A 15606-nucleotide genomic window follows, 5' to 3' on the forward strand; every position below is an offset into this window, starting at 1 on the left:
AAGACGCCTACTATCAACAATCACACGCCCACCCGTTGGGCGTTCAATAAGCGGAACGAAAACCAGGACGCTTCAACGAGCATGCTCACCACCCCTCGAACATGGTGCTGTCGATGTGGTTGATGTCGGCGACGAAGTTGTGGATGTCGTCGTCGTGTTCGACGCGCTGACCCAAGACCAGCTCGTCGGGATCGTGGACATCCAGCTGCGCGGGTTGGCTGCGCGGCTCGCGGAACGCCGCTTGGTTCTCGAGGTTTCTGATCCCGCGAAGCGCTGGCTTGCCGACCGTGGCTACGACCCCGCCTACGGCGCCCGCCCATTGCGTCGCCTGATCCAGAAGGAGATCGGCGACAAACTGGCCAAGGAAGTCCTCGCCGGTGAGACCCGCGACGGTGAGGCGGTGCGGGTGGACGCCGATCCGGAAGGGGAGACGCTTGACGTCAACGCGAAGTGATTGGGAGAAAACGATCCGGTAACACGGGTCGTTTTCTATTTACTTTCCTCTTGGAAACTCCTAATGTGACTCGCAACATATTCACCCTCCGACTGGAAAGGAACCGTTGCGATGTCCACCCCAACCACCATGCGAGCCGCCGTTGCTGAGCAATTCGGCCCCGATGTCAATGTCCGTGACTTGGATCTGCCCACGCCGGGTCCCTTCCAGGCACTGGTGAAGCTGCACGCCTCCGGCATCTGCCACACCGACCTGCACGCCGTCGAAGGCGACTGGCCCGTCAGGCCGGAGCCACCGTTCGTACCCGGCCACGAGGGCGTGGGCGAAATCGTCGAGCTCGGCCCGGGTGAGCACACGGTGGCCGTCGGCGACATGGTCGGCAACGCCTGGCTCTGGTCCGCGTGCGGCGAGTGCGAGTTCTGCCGCACCGGCCGCGAAACTTATTGCCACAACGCCCAATACGGCGGCTACACCGTCGACGGGTCCTTCGGCGAGTACATGCTGGTGGACACGCGTTACGCTCCCCGCATCCCGGATGGCGTCGACCCGGTTGAGGTCGCGCCGATCCTCTGCGCAGGTGTCACGGTGTACAAGGGCCTCAAGGAAGCCCAGACCAAGCCGGGCCAGTTTATGACGATTTCCGGCATCGGCGGCCTGGGCCACCTCGCGGTGCAGTACGGCGTAGCAATGGGCATGCGCGTCATCGCCGTCGACATCGCGGACGACAAGCTCGAGCTAGCCCGCGAGCTCGGTGCCGAGTTCGCCGTCAACGCAAAAGACCGCGACCCGGGCGAGGCGGTCCAAGAGTTCACTGACGGCGGCTCCCACGGCGTGCTGGTCACGGCAGTCCACCCGGACGCGTTCGGCCAGGCCATCGCGATGAGCCGCAGCGACGGCACGATCGTTTTCAACGGCCTGCCTCCGGGGGACTTCCCGGCACCGATCTTCGACATCGTGCTGCGCGGCATCACCATCTGCGGCTCGCTTGTTGGTACGCGCCAGGACATGGCGGAGGCCCTGGACTTCTACGCCCGCGGCCTGGTCAAGCCGCATGTGACTGCGTGCGAGCTCGACGACGTCAACGACGTGTTTGAGAACATGCGCAAGGGCAAAATCAGCGGTCGCATGGCGATCAAGTACTAGCCGGTACGGGACGGGAGCGCGTACAAGGGGCCGTCGATAAGCAAACTGCTCTAGACTGCATGCATGCAGCCGACCACGACGATCACCACCCGCGTCGCGCTCCCCGGCGTGGAGAATGAGGAGCTCGCCGCCCACGACATCGGCGGCGGGCACTTCGTCGTCGCGTCGGTCCCGTTCCTAGACACGAGCATCAACGTCGGCGACATCGTCGAATGCGTGAAAGTGGGCGGGCAACTGCACGTGAACAAGACGGTGGTCAAAGGTGGCGCGGAGACCGTGCGGATCCTCATTCAGGAGCCCGGTCCGACGGATATTCCGGAGACTCTCCTCGCCTTTGGGTGCAGGGTGGAGATTGGGCCTGGGGGGATGTTGGGTGCGTCGATAAGCATGGATGCGCCGCGGGACGGAATCCGTGACTGGCTCGACGGCCTGGAGGCGCAGGGCATCATCTCGCTGGCGTAGGTACTGTGGGGGCCATGAGCGTCTATGTGTCCTCCGAAGACCTGCGTGAACAGATCCGAACTGGCGAAAAGCTCACTATTCTTGCCGCGCTGTGGGATGCCCGTGAGGGCCATGCGTGGTCGAAATTTCAGTCTGAACACATTCCGACCGCCCTGTTTTGCGAGCCTTCTTTGCAGCTCGTCGGCATGCCCGGTTCGCAGGTGGGCCGTAACCCGTTGCCGACGTTGGACCGCCTCATCGAGTCGTTCCGCAGTTGGGGGATTGAGCCTGGCCGCCCTGTGGTCATCTATGACACTGGCCAGGGTATTTTCTCTGCTCGTGCGTGGTGGACGCTGCGGTGGGCGGGCGTGGAGGATGTCCGCATTCTCGACGGCGGTTTCGCGGCATGGAGCACGCTGGGCTACGAAACGGTCGCCGGCCCCGGCCCCGTCGCCGTGCACACAGAGCAGGAGGTCAGGCCCGGGTCGCTGCCGACGGCGGACATCGAGGATGTGCGCGGCTACAAGAGCACGCTTATCGACGCCCGCGAGCCCTCCCGCTTCCGCGGCCAACGCGAGCGACTCGACCTGAAGTCCGGGCACATTCCGGGCGCGCGCAACCTGCCTGTCGAGTCGCTTTTCGACGATTCCGGCAAGATCCTGGACAACTCCCACATCCTCGAGCAGTTCGCGAAGTTGGGGATCACCCACGACACGGATCCCGCCTCGGCCATTGCGTACTCCGGGTCAGGCAATCACTCCGCGAAGTTGCTCGCCGCGATGGCGCACGTTGGCCTGCCGGTTCTCACGCACTACATCGGTGGGTGGTCGCAATGGTCGGCGGATGCGAGCAACCCGGTTGAGCGCGAGGTGTAGCTCGGGCGGCTTTTCTGGTTGGGCGGGCTGGCTCGGCCGGTCGGCGGTGGGGCTGATTTGCTCGGAGCCTGCGCGGTGACTGTCGGCCCCTGCTACTAGAGTGCTTATCGATGGGTCTCGCACTATTCGCTCTGTCCGTACTCGCCCTTGCCGGGGCGGGCGTTTTGTGGCGCGCGGATGCGGGAGCGAAGAAAGCTGCCCGTGCTGCGAAACCGGCGCAACCTGTGGAGGGCGCCGCGCCGGTTTCGGCAGAACCTGCAGCGGCCGAGGCTGCCGAGCCTGTTGCCGCTGAGCCTGGCGCGGTTCCGGAGCCGCCGGCCGAGCCAGCCGAGCCCGAGGCGGCGGCGGAGCCGAGTGAGCCTGCTCCAGCTGCGGAGCCCGCCGAGGCGGTGCAGCCGCCGCTCGGGCCCGACACGGAACCCGAGCAGGAGCAAGAACCGGTCGCCGAACCAGCGGCCAGCGAAGTACCGGAGCCGGCCCCCGAGCCTGAGGCCGAGCCGGCGGCGAAAAAGGCGTCCACACGCTGGAAGTTGCCGAAGCTGGGAAAGGCCGCAAAGGCCGTCAAAGCGAGCAAGCCCGGAAAGTCCGACGCGTCCGCCGAACCCGCCGAAACCGACCCCGCCGCCCAAGAAAAATCCACCACGCCAGAAAAACCAAAACCCAGGACCCCGAAGAATCGCAAGGCCTGGCGTGAGTGGGCCGAGGAGAACGGGTTCACCTACGCCAAGGAAGATGAGTTTTTGGCGGATGAGTGGACGCGGGGGGCGGCGTCGTCAGGCGTTGTGCTCAAGGACGTGCTGACCGGGACGCGCTTCGGGCATGAAACGCGCATTGCTGATATTGCCGGTACGCCGGTGGTGGCGATGGGGACGGGGATGCCGAGTGATGTTGTCGTCGATATGCGGCGCGGCGTTGAGGGGCCGGCCGACGACCTGGTGAAGGTCTCTGAGCTTGAAGGGTTCACGGTGCTGGCGTCGGATGCGGGGCCGGTTGAGCGGATGATTGATATTCGGGTGCAGACAGCCGTCGAGATGCTTCCGGCGCAGGTCACGGCGGTGTGGTTCGAGACGGAGTGGGTGATCGCGCAGCTGGACGAGCCTGAATGGGACGACGTCTTCGCCCCGTTGGCGCTGCTTGCCGACGCAGCGCGCACCCTCCCCCCGCAAACCTGGCCGACGCTGAAGGTGGCCAGCCCGTCGCGCGAGATGGGGGAGCCGCAAATGCCCACCGCGGCGCAACCCCAGGAACCCGAGGAGCCGTCGCGGCCGCATGTGGTGCGCCCGGAAGATCCCGTCGAAATGCCGACGCGTCTCACCGGCGGCGCGCGCGGCCCAATCGAGGACCACGAAGTCGGATCGGACGAGGTCAACGCCATCGCGACGGGCGAGCGCAGACGCATGCTTAACGACGGCACCCGCGTCACCCGCAAACCCCAACCCCCTTCCATCTTCCGCGACGGCGGCAGCGAGTCTGAGCGCTGAACAGCTACCCTGGGGAGCATGAATACTCCACAGCAGCCTGACTATGCGACCCCCGCGCGCGACTTCAACCCCGCGAACCCGACTGGCAAGCAGTACCCCGAGGGCACCCACCCGGGGATTAACCCGCGCGACAAGGCCCGTCTTGCGGAGCTGGTGAAGGAGCTCGCGGTCGTGCACGGCAAGGTGACGTTGAGCTCTGGCGCCGAGGCGGATTACTACGTTGACCTGCGCCGGGCGACTCTGCACCATGAGGCGAGCGCCCTGATTGGCAAGCTCATCCGCGAGATGACTTCCGACCTCGACTTCGACGCCGTCGGCGGGCTCACCCTTGGCGCGGACCCGGTCGCCACCGCGATCATGCACGCGGCCGGTCGCCGTATCGACGCGTTCGTCGTCCGCAAGGAAACCAAAAAGCACGGCATGCAGCGCCGTATCGAGGGCCCATCCATCGAGGGCAAGCGCGTGCTGGTCGTTGAAGACACCACGACCACGGGCAACTCGCCGCTCACCGCGGTCGAGGCGTGCCGCGAGGAGGGCGCCGAGGTGGTTGCGGTGGCCACCGTCGTCGACCGTGCCACGGGTGCTGCCCAAGCGCTTAACGACGCCGGCCTCACCTACCGCCACCTCCTCGGCCTCGAAGACCTCGACCTTGCATAACCCCGAGTCCGACCGCGGCCCGCATGACCGCGGCCCTACCGAGTGGCAGGAAGGCCGCCACGGTGTCGGCCCGTGGGAAGGGGAGTGGCCCACCGATCCCCGTTACGACCAAGATTTTCTCCGGGACGGTGATCGCCGCAACGTTGTCGATGCCTACCGGTACTGGTCGCTCGAGGCGATCCGGGAGGATCTGGATCAGCGGCGGCACCCGTTCCACGTCGCGATCGAGAACTTCGAGAACGACATGAACATCGGCACTGTCGTCCGCACGGCGAACGCTTTCATGGCGGAGGCGGTGCACATCGTCGGTCGCAAGCGGTGGAATCGGCGTGGGGCGATGGTGACCGACCGCTATCAGCACATCATCCACCACGAGACAGTGGATGACCTGCTGGAATGGGCGACCGCGCGGAGCCTTGCTGTCGTTGCGATCGATAACACTCCCGGCTCCGTGCCCCTCGAAACAGCCGAATTACCCCGCGATTGTGTCCTCTTGTTCGGCCAGGAAGGTCCCGGCGTGACCGCGGAGGCTCAGCAAGCGGCGGTGATGACGTGTTCGATCGCTCAGTTCGGCTCGACACGGTCGATCAATGCCGGGGTTGCGGCTGGGATTGCGATGCACACGTGGATCCGTCAGCACGCAGACCTTTCCCACGCGTGGTGAGGGCAAGCGGGGCCGCCGCAGCGCCGGTGAAATTGGTGCCGGGCTCGGTCCGGATGTCCCGTGTGCAAAAGTTGACATTCCGATGATATTGGTAGAGCGCTAGAAATTCTCTACCTGCACGTTTGTAAGCATAAGTTTGAACGCATGTAAAGTTTTGCGCAGCGCAGTCACTCGAACGCCCCGCGGGCAACACGGTAGAGGTGGATGGGTTGCATGTGATCCATGGGGCGGGCGAGGTTGAGTTCGGGATGGACCCTACGGTGCTAGACACGCCCACAACGCGCCGGCACCACGCGCGCACCGCGCCCCAAACGCGCCCGCATGTGACACACCCCCAGCGAATCTCAAAACTTCATGGAAAATACTTGCGGGAGAATGTAAAACCTAACGTGGGCATTGAAAGCTGCGATAATTAGAACGGCATTACTAGAGATCTGTCAGGTAGGAGATTCGTGAACAGTGGGAACGCTGGCCCCGTGCCGGAGACGTGGGCGCACAGGGCGGATTTGGCGGAGATGGCGATTCAGGATCGTCACGCTTCGCGCCTGTGGGGGCTTCCCCGAACGAACCTGGCGGTGACGGCGTGGCCGCCAACGGCGCGGGAGAAAACGTTCGCGACGTGGCATTACTGGTGGCAGGCTCACTATCTGGACTGTTTGATCGATGCGGAACAGCGCCGATCGACGAAGGCCCGCCGCGCGGTGATCGTTCGGACGATGCGCGCGATCCGGATCCGCAACCGCGGCAACGTGAGCAAGAACCGCTACTACGACGACAAGGCCTGGCTCGCCCTGGCACTCAACCGAGTGACGGATTCGGAGCAGGTTAGCCGCCCGAAGCAGTTGGTCGACCTGGAGTTCAACATTCTTGCCGGTTTGGATTCGTTGACCGGTGTGCTGCCGTGGCGCACGGACGAGAACTTCTTCAACGTCCCGGCGAACGGCCCGGCGGCGATCATGATGGCCCGCACGGGCAGGGTGGATAAGGCGCGGGAGGTGCTGGACTGGATCTTCACCAACTTGCACGCGGATAACGGGTTGATTCAGGATGGCATCCGCTTGCTTGTCGACGGCCCCCGCCCCACCTCCATCACCTACACCTATAACCAAGGCACGGTCCTGGGCGCGGCGCTCGAGATCGCCCTGGCCCTGGAGGACCAGCCGGAAGCGCAGATGGAGTACATTGCGCAGATTCGTGCGCTGGTCCAGGCGATCGGGATGCACTCGGCAACCCCGGCCGGTGTAATTGATAACCCGGCGGACGGCGGGCCTGATGGGGCAGCGGCCGGTGATGGCGGCCTGTTCAAAGGCATCCTGGCCCGCTATCTCGCGGATGTGGCGCTGCGCCTGCCGGACGACCCGGCCAACGCCGCCACCGCCAAGGCCGCCCAACGGCTGGTCATGGCCAGTGCGGAGGCGCTGTGGTCGAACCGACTCGAAGTCGATGGCCTGCCGATTTTCCCGGCCCGGTGGACTCGCGGGGCGAGGTTGCCGCATAACTATGGGATGGGGCCGGCGTCGATAAGCGAAGCGGTGAGTGCGCCGCGCATTGCTGAACGTGATCTGTCGGTGCAGCTGTCTGGCTGGATGCTTCTAGAGGCCGCGGCGAAACTCGCAGCGAGGTGAAAGCTGCTGCGCCGGGGCTGCAACACGGGCATACTGGGGGTGTCAGACGCACGCGAGTGAAAAGGACTCCCCATGCCTATTGCAACCCCTGAGGTTTACAACCAGATGCTCGATACGGCCAAGCAGGGCGGCTTCGCCTTCCCAGCCATCAACTGCACGTCCTCGGAGACGATCAACGCTGCTCTGCGCGGTTTCGCGGAGGCAGAGTCGGACGGCATTATCCAGTTCTCCACTGGTGGCGCGGAGTTCGGTTCCGGCCAGTCGGTGAAGAACAAGGTCGCCGGCGCGAAGGCACTGGCTGCGTTCGCGCACGAGGTCGCGGAGCACTATGACATCAACGTCGCGCTGCACACCGACCACTGCCAGAAGGAAGTGCTGGACGAGTACGTGCGTCCGCTGATCGCGATCTCGCAGGAGCGCGTGGACGCCGGCGAGCTGCCGCTGTTCCAGTCCCACATGTGGGACGGCTCCGCTATCCCGATCGACGAGAACCTGGAGATCGCCCAGGAGCTGCTGGAGAAGGCGCGCAAGGCGAACATCATCCTCGAGGTGGAGATCGGCGTTGTCGGCGGCGAGGAGGACGGCGTCCAGGCGAAGGCCGGCGCGAACCTGTACACCACGCGCGAGGACTTCGAGAAGACCATCGACGCGATCGGCACCGGCGAGAACGGCCGTTACCTGCTGGCTGCGACCTTCGGCAATGTGCACGGCGTGTACAAGCCGGGCAACGTGAAGTTGAAACCGGAGGTGCTGGAGATGGGCCAGCAGGCCGCTGTGGAGAAGCTCGGCCTGTCCGCGGGCGACCAGCCGTTCGACTTTGTTTTCCACGGCGGTTCCGGTTCTGAGCCGGAGAAGATCGAGCAGGCTCTGTCCTACGGTGTTGTGAAGATGAACGTGGACACCGACACCCAGTACGCCTTCACCCGTCCGGTGGCATCCCACATGTTCGAGAACTACGACGGCGTGCTGAAGATCGACGGCGAGGTGGGCAACAAGAAGGCCTACGACCCGCGTTCTTACATGAAGAAGGCCGAGCAGTCCATGGCTGACCGTGTTGTCGTGGCCTGCGAGAACCTGAAGTCTGTGGGCAAGACCGTGTCCAAGTAAGTCCAGTTAAACACTCGTTTTTCTCCGTTCAAGGCCCCGGTTTGACTGGGGCCTTTACCATGTCTGTATGGAGAAGATGTCCACCCGGGAGCGCATCGTGGCCGTCGAGAATTCGATCGGCGCGCGGTTTCGGCGTGTGCGCCAGCGTCTGCTGGCGGCTATTCAGGTGGGCATTGCGGCCGGGTTGGCGTACTTCATCGCGCATGAGTGGGTGGGGCACCCCCAGCCGTTCTTCGCGCCGATTTCCGTGGTCATCATCGTGGGCATCTCGGGTGGTGACCGCATCAACCGCGCCTTCGACATGGCCCTCGGTTGCATCCTCGGTGTCCTGGTCGGTGATTTCCTCTTCGCCCCGCTGGGCACCGGCGGTTGGCAGATCGCGCTGGCGGTCGGGGTGTCGTTGCTGTTCGCGGGATTCTTCTCGAAGTCGGTGCTGGTGGCGAATCAGGTGGCCATCGGCTCGATCCTCATCGCCACAATCATGCCGCCCGACGCGGACGTCACCGGCATCGACCGCACGATTGACGCGTTCATCGGTTCCGCAGTCGGCCTCGCGGTGATTGCGCTGCTGCCATCAGCGCCGCTCGCGACAGCACGCCACGAAATCTCCAACGTTCTGCGCGTGCTCAGCAGTGTGCTTAACGACGTCTCCCACGCCCTCCTCACACAAGACCCCACCCAAGTAGCCGAAGCCTTGTCGGCGATCCGCGGCACCCAGAACGACATCGAGGCGATCACGGCTGCCACGAAATCCGGCCGCGAATCTGCGCGGCTATCTCCGTTTCTGTGGCGCTCCCGCCGGTACGTCGACGCGTTGGAGAAGATGGTCACGCCGACCGATAACGCAATCCGTACTACCCGCGTACTGGCCCGCCGCGCCCTCGTCCTTGCAGAGGACAACGACCCTGTCTCCCCGAAACAGATCTGGCTGCTCGACCAGCTATCCGCCATCACGTTGGACCTCGCCGCGATGCTGGACGTCAACGCCAAGATTTCGCAGGCCCAAGGCATGCCGGCGTTGACGAACCGGCTGCGCGACCTGGCTGTCGAGGCTGGCCTCGACGTTCTCGACCCTTCTGCCCAGCCGCCCGGCGGAGCTCCGGAGAGCGTGTTCTCCCGGTCGGACTCGTCGACTCATGCGCCTGCTGGTCCTGCTGCTTCTGCTGGGCCGGCTGATTCGGCTGCTTCTGCCGCTGACGGCGGCGACGGTTCGCGGAAATCCCGGCCCGCCCTTTCTGCGGCGGTGGTGCTGGCGCAGTCCCGTTCCCTGATCGTGGACATGCTGCAGATCTGCGGTTGGTCCCGCGAGTCCGCCATCGCCGTCCTTGCGCCGACGTCTGAGACCCCGGCATACGAGCCGGACTTGCGTGAGTCCCGCAGGCCCGGAGCTGAGGCCGGGGATGTCAGGGATGCCGAGGACTCGGAGGATAAGGACTAACCGGCCTAACTCTGGGCGGCTTCGTCCGCCGGCTGGAATACTACTGGGCGATTTCCGGAATACTGCTCACCTATACTTGCAGGTCAAAAGCATGCGATCTAGCGAATAAGCTCGAGCAGTATTCCAGCGGCTAAGCGGAGGAGCGGGCGCCAGGGGAGCGGGGCGCACGGCTGGGAGGGGCAGGGCAGACAGGGGAGCACTGTAGTCAAGGCGCCACCAACGTCCGGGCACGCGAAAGGCCCCAGCCGAAGCTGGGGCCTTTCTCCAGAAAGAGAGACTACTTAGCGCTAGGCGCTAAGCGGCGTTTCTAGCGCTGGTCCTCCGGGCGGATGTCGCGCGCGGTCTCGTCGACAACGTTGCCATCGGTCTCAATGCGCTCCTTGGCGACGTCCTCGGTGACCTGGTGGGTCTCACGAACGGTGTCCTTGTCCAGGGAGACCTTCTCGACCGGGACGGACTCCTTGGAAACGTTCACGCGGTCCTCGTGCAGGGTGACGGATGCTTCCTGCTCGCCGAGCTGGCCGTCGTAGTTAGCGCGGTCTGCCTCGGAGATCGGCTCGCGGGTAACGCGGACCTCTTCACGCTCAACCGGAACCTCAACGGTCTCGGTCTCGTGAACGACGTACTTGCGCAGGCGGACCTGGCCGGACTCGACGCGGTCCTTGTCAACGTTCAGCTGCTCCTCGGAGCGAACGATGGAACCGTCGTTGTCTGCAGCAACGCCCTCGCGGTCAGCGAACTCAGCGCGGTCGCGGTCAGCAGCGTGCTCGCCGTAACCAGCGCCTGCACCGGCAGCAGCGCCAGCAGCCGGAGCGCCGGTCTCGTACTGGGTACGGTCCTCAACGCCCTCGAGGCCGTAGTGGCGGTAGAAAGCCTCCTGGTCAGCGTTGGTCAGGTGGCCGTTCTCGTCCAGGTCCGGGGCGTCCTCGATGCGGTCCTTAGCGAAGGCCAGGTGCAGCTCGCCGTCCTGCAGGGAGTGGCCGCGCAGCGGGACGATGGAGTCGCCGCCACCGAACAGGCCGTGGTTGACGGAGACGAAGTCCGGCTGGCCGGTGGTGTCGTTAACGTAAACGTCCTTTACGCCACCAACCTTGTCGCCATTAACGTCGTATGCAGTTGCGTTTGCAAGGTCTTCAATGCGGTTGTAGTCAGCCATGTTGGCGTGTTCTCCTTAAGTGGTTTGTCGAAATCGAACAACCACCAACGTAGCCATGGATCGCTGCGGCTGCACCGGCGGACCCCCACTGCCCATAGATCAATCGAAAGATTGAGGGCGCACGTCACAGAAATGGTTAATATGTCGCGCCATAAACGGTTACCAGCGCAAACGTGCAGGTGTGCACTCGCAGGTAACTAACGGACAGTCTCGCCCAGGTAACGAAAAGGTCACAGGCCGCCTGTAAACCCGATAATGTGAGATAAATCACATATCGGCGGAAAGCGGCACCCGGGAAAATTCGCCGTCGTTTTACGCGGAGGACCCTCCCGTGAACTAAGCCCGCACTGCCTGAATATCCCTCAAGTGCCGGTAGAACGTTACGCGGTTGGCGGCCCTCGGCGCCTGCGCTCCGTCGACGGTGACAGCGATCGCCGGCCCTCCGGCCTGGAGCGCTCGCCCGGACAACACGGTCGAGGGATCCGTAACCGACGGCGGCACGTCGCGCCGGAAACGCCGCCGCACTCCGGACGCGGGAGTCACCAGTTGGGCGGCGGCCAGGCCGGGCGCGCCAACTGTCGGCACGAGCCGCACCCCGTAGGGGCCCGGCACACCCGGCGACGCAGACTCGTTGAACAGCAGCACGTCTTGGTCGACAACGACCTCACCTATATATGGGCCTCCATCGGCGCTGCCAATAACAGCAGACCCGGCGACGACGACACCGGAGTCATTCCGAATGCACGGCAGCGGCGCAACGCCGCCCGACACGGCCAACGCGACTGCATCGGACGTAGATAGTTCAGACAACCCCCACAGCACCGCAGCCGGCGACCCCACATCAACGGGTACGTAGGCGACCTCGGCCCACATATAGTCGGCCCGCATCATTCGCGTCAGTACAGCTCCCAGGGCAGCATCAGACCCGGACACCACGACCCGTAAGCGCTCTAACGGCGCCTGCCCGGCCAACGCCGGCTCCCCCATGTGCGGCACCGACGGCGAAGATGTGATCTCCGCAAGGGAAGGAACAGTGCCACCGGGCAAAAGCTCCTCGGCCAAAGAGTCGAGGAAGGTGAGGTCGCGGCGGGAGGGGACGTCGGCAAGCAAATGGGCAGAAGCGCCTGGAACCGTGACCCCGGACGCGCACGCGCAATGAATGAGCTGCATGCGCATCACGCTACAATGACGCTGGAATTTGACGCGAACCAGCGCAAAGGAGCGAATCATGGCTGCGATCATCATTGTCGGCGCGCAGTGGGGCGACGAGGGCAAGGGTAAGGCCACGGACATCCTCGGCGGCAAGGTCGATTACGTGGTCAAACCCAACGGCGGCAACAACGCTGGTCACACGGTGGTCGTCGGCGGCGAGAAGTACGAGCTCAAGCTGCTGCCGGCGGGCGTCTTGTCTGAAAACGCGACTCCTGTGCTGGGCAATGGCGTGGTGGTCAACCTCGAGGCGCTGTTCGAGGAGATCGACGGCCTGGAGGCCCGCGGCGCCAACGCGTCGCGCCTGCGGATCAGCTCCAATGCGCACCTGGTCACGCCGTACCACCAGACGCTCGACCGCGTGCAGGAGCGATTCCTGGGCAAACGCGCGATCGGCACGACGGGGCGCGGCATCGGTCCGACGTATGCGGATAAGGTCGCGCGCGTGGGCATCCGCGTGCAGGACCTGTTCGACGAGTCCATCCTGCGCCAGAAGATCGAGTCCGCCCTGGACGTGAAGAACCAGATGCTGGTGAAGATGTACAACCGCAAGGCCATCGAGGTCGACGCGATCATGGACTATTTCATGGGGTACGCCGAGCGCGTCAAGCCCATGGTCATCGATGCGGAGCGCACGCTTAACGACGCCCTCGCCCAAGGCCACCACATCCTCATGGAAGGCGGCCAAGCCACCATGTTGGATGTTGACCACGGCACCTACCCGTTTGTGACCAGCTCGAACCCGACCGCGGGAGGTGCGTGCGTCGGCTCCGGCATCGGTCCGACGCAGATCACGGGCGTGCTGGGCATTGTCAAGGCCTACACCACCCGCGTGGGTGCCGGACCGTTCCCGACGGAGTTGTTTGACAAGTGGGGGGACTACCTGCAGGAAGTCGGCGGCGAGGTCGGCGTGAACACAGGGCGGAAGCGCCGCTGCGGCTGGTACGACGCCGTGATTGCCCGCTACGCCGCGCGCGTCAACGGCTTCACCGATTACTTCCTGACCAAGCTGGACGTGCTCACCGGCATCGGCGAGATTCCGATCTGCGTGGCCTACGACGTCGACGGTGTGCGCCACGACGAGATGCCGTTGACCCAGTCCGAGTTCCACCACGCTGAGCCGATCTTCGAGACCATGCCCGCGTGGGACGAGGACATCACCGGTTGTCGTACGTTCGAAGAGCTGCCGCAGCGCGCCCAGGATTACGTTCTGCGTCTCGAGGAGCTCTCCGGCGCCCCGATGTCCTACATCGGTGTGGGTCCGGGCCGCGACCAGACGATCGTGCGCAACGACATCATGGAGCGGTGAAAGCTTTTCGCTTTTCGACGGAGCCTTCCCAGTCGACTTTTTTGCTCCATCAATGAAGTTATTGCCATGGGGACTATCCGGCAATGTCCTGTACGTGATAACTTCTAAGCTGTATACCGCCTTGGAACAGGCGGAGGCGGCCATGTGGGCTCGGTGCGAGTTCCGGAGGAAGTGAAACGATTCTCACGGAAGATGTCCGGGTCTCGGGCCAAATTGCAAATCACGATTGGGAGCGACCCTTGAAAGATCAACAACGCGGCGTGCAAATTGCTGGCCTGCTCAGGACTTTGGTTGCCGTAGTGACGGCATTTGCTCTGTTCATTACAGGAGCCATGTTCAATCTTGTGCCGAGCTCGGAGGCCCAGGATGCTAACCCGGCGCCTGTGACCTTCGGGCAGCCGACGGTCACCCAGAACGGTCAGCCGATTGACAAGCAGCTCGACACGCGTGACCGAGTCAGCCTCAGCTTCCCGTGGACGGCAAACGGCACCATTGAGCAGGGCCAGACAATGTCCATCGACTTCCCGACAGAGATCCTGCCGCCTGCTAACAAGCTGCCGTTCAGCGTGTCGGGTCAAGAGGCTGGGTCGTGCGAAGTGCAGGAACGAACCCTGGTTTGCACCTTCAACCGGGACATCAATCAGGATAGTGTGACTGGCTCGATCGGCCTGAATGTGGGGCTCGGTGAGACCCCGGGCCCGGATTGGAAGTTCAACACCGTACCGGGCGGTGAACCGCTCTCCGTTGCTATCCCTGGCGGCAGCGTGGTGCCGTACGTGCTGCCGGACGGCAAAGAAGACCGCGTTTCGAAGTACGGAACCATCGATTACGCAAACAATGTCATCGACTGGACGATCATCATCCCCGCTGAGAACCTCACTGATGAGAACGGTCAGGCCAGGTCTGTCCGCATCGCTGACCAGCTGCAAAGCCGAAACCACGCGTACGTCGGGTTTGATGACCCCAACAGGGTTGTCTACGTTTACCAGGAGGATCTGAGCCGGGAGAATCAGGCGTGGCCGAACAGCAACGTCACCGCCCAGGATGGGGGTCGCGGTTTCGCTGCGGACATCGCCCCTCAGAGGGGTGGCTGGAACCCAGAGTGGGATCTGAAGATCACCTACCAGACGGAATTCGTCGGTGACCCGAAGGACCGTGATAAGTTCGAAAACTCGGCGAACGTCGTTGTTACTGACTCGCAGGGCATCGAGACCACGACTGCGGCTGAGGAGCGCAACGCTGGGGAGCACACCTACGACGCCGCTGCTGCTGCAGCGGGTGCGGGTGTTGAGCGCGGCTCATTCGCACTGACGAAGACCGTGATCGGTGAGCAGGAGTGCATTGCACGAATCGAGGAGCCCTTTACGGTCCAGGTCGACATCGACGTGAGGGACTCGGTCGGGCCGAACTTCCAGTTCCCGGGAACGGTCAAGCAGACTGAGGCGCAGCCCGCCGACGGCAAGATTTCTTATACCGCGGCCCTTCGGCCCGGTACGACGCTCACCGGTTACGACTCTCTGCCGCAGGGTTCGAAAGTTACCATTACTGAGGTGAAGCCGGACATCGCAGGTGTTGAATTCGCTGATCCGGATTACAGCCCGGGCCAGACCGTGACGATCGAGAACGCCGCAGAGAATGCGACTATCGAGCTGACCAATAGGATCGAGTCTTGTCCGCAGCCTACAACGGAACAGCCGGTGCCGACCACCACGGATGAGCAGCCGGAGCCGACCACCACGGAGGAGGAGCCGGAGCCGACCACGACGGATGAGCAGCCGGAGCCGACCACGACGGACGAGGAGCCGGAGCCGACCACGACGGACGAGGAGCCGGAACCGACGACGACGGATGAGCAGCCGGAACCGACCACGACGGACGAGGAGCCGGAACCGACGACGACGGATGAGCAGCCGGAACCGACCACGACGGACGAGGAGCCGGAACCGACGACGACGGATGAGCAGCCGGAACCGACCACGACGGACGAGGAGCCGGAACCGACGACGACGGATGAGCAGCCGGAACCGACCACGACGGACGAGGAGCC

General features: G+C 64.0%; 13 protein-coding genes and 1 pseudogene. 12 read left to right on the forward strand and 2 right to left on the reverse strand.

Annotated features, from left to right (window positions below; all coding sequences use genetic code 11):
* Window positions 1-139 precede the first annotated feature (139 nt).
* The 10 genes and pseudogenes from KBX19_RS11105 to KBX19_RS11150 form a co-directional block, all read left to right on the forward strand.
* Window positions 140-454: pseudogene (locus tag KBX19_RS11105) on the forward strand (ATP-dependent chaperone ClpB); the annotation flags it as partial.
* 111 nt (window positions 455-565) lie between these two features.
* Complete coding sequence (gene adhP / locus KBX19_RS11110) at window positions 566-1597, forward strand: alcohol dehydrogenase AdhP (RefSeq protein WP_255999022.1); 1032 nt, start codon at window positions 566-568, stop codon at window positions 1595-1597.
* 63 nt (window positions 1598-1660) lie between these two features.
* Complete coding sequence (locus KBX19_RS11115) at window positions 1661-2059, forward strand: DUF4265 domain-containing protein (RefSeq protein ID WP_255999024.1); 399 nt, start codon at window positions 1661-1663, stop codon at window positions 2057-2059.
* A gap of 14 nt (window positions 2060-2073) precedes the next feature.
* Window positions 2074-2913 carry a sulfurtransferase gene (locus KBX19_RS11120; protein ID WP_255999025.1) on the forward strand — a complete coding sequence of 280 codons (840 nt, stop codon included), beginning with the start codon at window positions 2074-2076 and terminating at the stop codon, window positions 2911-2913.
* A 110-nt stretch (window positions 2914-3023) separates the two neighbouring features.
* On the forward strand, window positions 3024-4394 hold the full coding sequence (locus KBX19_RS11125; RefSeq protein WP_255999027.1) for a hypothetical protein: 1371 nt from the start codon (window positions 3024-3026) through the stop codon (window positions 4392-4394).
* A gap of 18 nt (window positions 4395-4412) precedes the next feature.
* On the forward strand, window positions 4413-5051 hold the full coding sequence (gene pyrE / locus KBX19_RS11130) for an orotate phosphoribosyltransferase (protein ID WP_005288310.1): 639 nt from the start codon (window positions 4413-4415) through the stop codon (window positions 5049-5051).
* Window positions 5044-5715: a TrmH family RNA methyltransferase gene (locus tag KBX19_RS11135; RefSeq protein ID WP_255999028.1), complete on the forward strand. Its 672-nt coding sequence runs from the start codon at window positions 5044-5046 to the stop codon at window positions 5713-5715. Before pyrE ends, KBX19_RS11135 begins: the two co-directional genes overlap by 8 nt.
* Before the next feature lie 476 nt (window positions 5716-6191).
* A complete protein-coding gene (locus KBX19_RS11140) occupies window positions 6192-7340 on the forward strand; it encodes a glycoside hydrolase family 76 protein (protein WP_255999037.1) in 1149 nt (382 codons plus the stop codon).
* A 72-nt stretch (window positions 7341-7412) separates the two neighbouring features.
* Complete coding sequence (gene fbaA / locus KBX19_RS11145; RefSeq protein ID WP_255999030.1) at window positions 7413-8447, forward strand: class II fructose-bisphosphate aldolase; 1035 nt, start codon at window positions 7413-7415, stop codon at window positions 8445-8447.
* Between the two features lie 67 nt (window positions 8448-8514).
* Entirely contained in the window at window positions 8515-9885 is a 1371-nt protein-coding gene (locus KBX19_RS11150; protein WP_255999032.1) for an aromatic acid exporter family protein, read from the forward strand.
* Between the two features lie 307 nt (window positions 9886-10192).
* Here the strand turns inward: KBX19_RS11150 and KBX19_RS11155 are convergent, their stop codons facing one another.
* Complete coding sequence (locus tag KBX19_RS11155) at window positions 10193-11041, reverse strand: DUF2382 domain-containing protein (RefSeq protein ID WP_255996114.1); 849 nt, start codon at window positions 11039-11041, stop codon at window positions 10193-10195.
* 336 nt (window positions 11042-11377) lie between these two features.
* Window positions 11378-12211 carry a hypothetical protein gene (locus tag KBX19_RS11160; protein WP_255996113.1) on the reverse strand — a complete coding sequence of 278 codons (834 nt, stop codon included), beginning with the start codon at window positions 12209-12211 and terminating at the stop codon, window positions 11378-11380.
* A gap of 58 nt (window positions 12212-12269) precedes the next feature.
* Between KBX19_RS11160 and KBX19_RS11165 the strand changes: the two genes are divergently transcribed.
* Window positions 12270-13559, forward strand: a complete 1290-nt coding sequence (locus KBX19_RS11165) for an adenylosuccinate synthase (RefSeq protein WP_255999033.1) — start codon at window positions 12270-12272, stop codon at window positions 13557-13559.
* A gap of 299 nt (window positions 13560-13858) precedes the next feature.
* Window positions 13859-15606, forward strand: a 1748-nt coding sequence (locus KBX19_RS11170) for a hypothetical protein (protein ID WP_255999035.1), incomplete at its 3' end; no start/stop codon positions are given.

Origin of the sequence: Corynebacterium sp. CCUG 71335, assembly GCF_024454075.1 — a bacterium.
In the GTDB taxonomy this organism is placed as follows: domain Bacteria; phylum Actinomycetota; class Actinomycetes; order Mycobacteriales; family Mycobacteriaceae; genus Corynebacterium; species Corynebacterium genitalium.